Source organism: Rhizobacter sp. P2_H2, from assembly GCF_056403375.1.
Map to the genome: position 1 here is coordinate 1 of NZ_JBFUFP010000847.1, position 2,414 is coordinate 2,414.

Below are 2,414 nucleotides of genomic sequence, written 5' to 3' on the forward strand. Positions count from 1 at the left end.
GGACTATATCATCAAAAACAACAACTTCTCCAATGCAACGCAAGTCAGCAACGAACTGATGAGCGAAGTCGAGGGCACGGTGCAAGGGCACCGCGACGGTCACGGATTCCTGGTCCGCGACGACCGGCAGCCCGATCTCTATCTCTCCCCGCAGGAAATGCGCGCGGTGCTGCACCGTGACCGCGTGAAGGCGCGCGTGATCCGCTACGACCGCAAGGGCCGGCCCGAGGGCCGCGTGCTCGAGATCATCGAGCGCAAGAAGGCGCCGATCATCGGCCGCCTGCTGCACGAGAGCGGCATCTGGCTGGTCGCCCCCGAAGACAAGCGCTACGGCCAGGACATCMTGGTCCCGAAGAACGCGATCGCCAACGCGACCGCGGGGCAGGTGGTCGCGATCGAGCTGACCGAGCCGCCGTCTCTGTACTCGCAGCCGATGGGCCGCGTTTCCGAGGTGCTCGGCGAGATCGACGACCCCGGCATGGAGATCGAGATCGCGGTGCGCAAGTACGAGGTGCCGCACCGCTTCTCGCCCGAGACGCTGTCGCAGGCCGCGGGTCTGCCCGACAAGATCCGCGCGGTCGACCGCAAGGACCGCATCGACCTCACCGACGTCGCGCTCGTGACGATCGACGGCGAGGACGCGCGCGACTTCGACGACGCGGTGTACTGCGAGCCGGTCAAGCTCGGCCGCGGCAAGGGCGCGTTCGAAGGCTGGCGCCTGGTCGTCGCGATCGCCGACGTGAGCCACTACGTGAAGCCGGGCGAGCCGATCGACGAGGACGCCTACGAGCGCGCCACCTCGGTGTACTTCCCGCGGCGCGTGATCCCGATGCTGCCGGAGAAGCTGTCGAACGGGCTGTGCTCGCTGAACCCGAACGAGGACCGCCTCGCGATGGTGTGCGACATGCTGATCACCACCGGCGGCGAGATCCACGCCTACCAGTTCTTCCCGGCGGTGATCTGCTCGCACGCGCGCTTCACCTACAACGAGGTGGCCGCGATCCTCGGCAACACGCGCGGCCCCGAGGCGGCGCGCCGCAAGGATCTCGTGCCGCACCTGCTGCACCTGCACGAGGTGTACCGCGCGCTGCTGAAGGAGCGTTCGAAGCGCGGCGCGGTCGATTTCGAGACCACCGAGACGCAGATCGTCTGCGACGACAACGGCCGCATCGAGAAGATCGTGCCGCGCACGCGCACCGAGGCGCACAAGCTGATCGAGGAGGCGATGCTCGCCGCCAACGTCTGCTCGGCCGATTTCATCGCGCAGCACAAGCACCCATCGCTTTACCGCGTGCACGAGGGCCCGACGCCCGAGAAGAAGACGCTGCTGCAGAACTACCTGAAGGCGCTGGGCCTGGGCCTGAGCGTCAGCGACGACCCGAAGCCGGGCGAGTTCCAGGCGATCGCCGCGGCAACGAAGGACCGGCCGGATGCGATGCAGATCCACTCGATGCTGCTGCGTTCGATGCAGCAGGCGATCTACACGCCGATCAACAGCGGCCACTTCGGCCTCGCGTACGAGGCCTACACGCACTTCACGAGCCCGATCCGCCGCTACCCCGACCTGCTGGTGCACCGGGTGATCAAGGCCTTGCTGCACGGCAAGCGCTACAGCATCGTGACCGGCGCGCTCGAACCGGCCTCGAAGGCGAAGCGCGGTTCGCACACCGAGGAAGAGACCTGGGAGGTCGCGGGCGCGCATTGCAGCGCGAACGAACGCCGCGCCGACGAGGCCTCGCGCGATGTCGAGGCCTGGCTCAAGTGCCGCTTCATGCGCGAGCACCTCGGCGAGGAATATGGCGGCACCGTCACGGCCGTCACCAGCTTCGGGCTGTTCGTCACGCTCGACGGCCTGTACGTCGAAGGGCTGATCCACATCACCGAGCTGGGCGGCGAGTATTTCAAGTTCGACGAGGCGCGCCAGGAACTGCGCGGCGAGCGCTCGGGCGTGCGCTACACGGTCGGCGCGCGGGTGCGGGTGCAGGTCAGCCGCGTGGACCTCGACGGCCGCAAGATCGACTTCCGCATGGTGCACGAGGGCGATGAGGGCGGCATTCCCGCGCGGCCTCGCAAGGTGGTCGACAAGACCGGCGGCGCGGCGGCCGAGCTGGCGTCGGTGAAGGGCGCGGACCGCGCGGCCAAGGCCGGCACGAAGGCGGCCAAGGGCCGGTCGGCACATCCGGTGCGCGCGGCCAAGACCGCAGCGCGCAAGAGCGGCGGCAAGCCACCCGCCAAGGCGCCGCGCCGGCGCTGAGGGCCTCAGCCGCGGCGCAGTTGCGCGTGCAGCGCGGCGATCAGGTCCGACGCTCGCAGCGGCGTCGTGGGTGACAGGTCGGCGGCCTGGCCGTGCTGCCAGGCGGCCGCGCTCGCCGCCTGCCGGGCGTCATCGATCGACGCCGCGTGCGACGTCGACC

Annotated in this window: 1 protein-coding gene; it reads left to right on the forward strand. The window is 69.1% G+C overall.

Features of this window, described 5'->3' with window-relative positions:
- The first annotated feature begins 58 nt into the window (after positions 1-58).
- Positions 59-2,254 carry a ribonuclease R gene (gene rnr / locus AC1D15_RS27190; RefSeq protein WP_477828460.1) on the forward strand — a complete coding sequence of 732 codons (2,196 nt, stop codon included), beginning with the start codon at positions 59-61 and terminating at the stop codon, positions 2,252-2,254.
- Positions 2,255-2,414 lie beyond the last annotated feature (160 nt).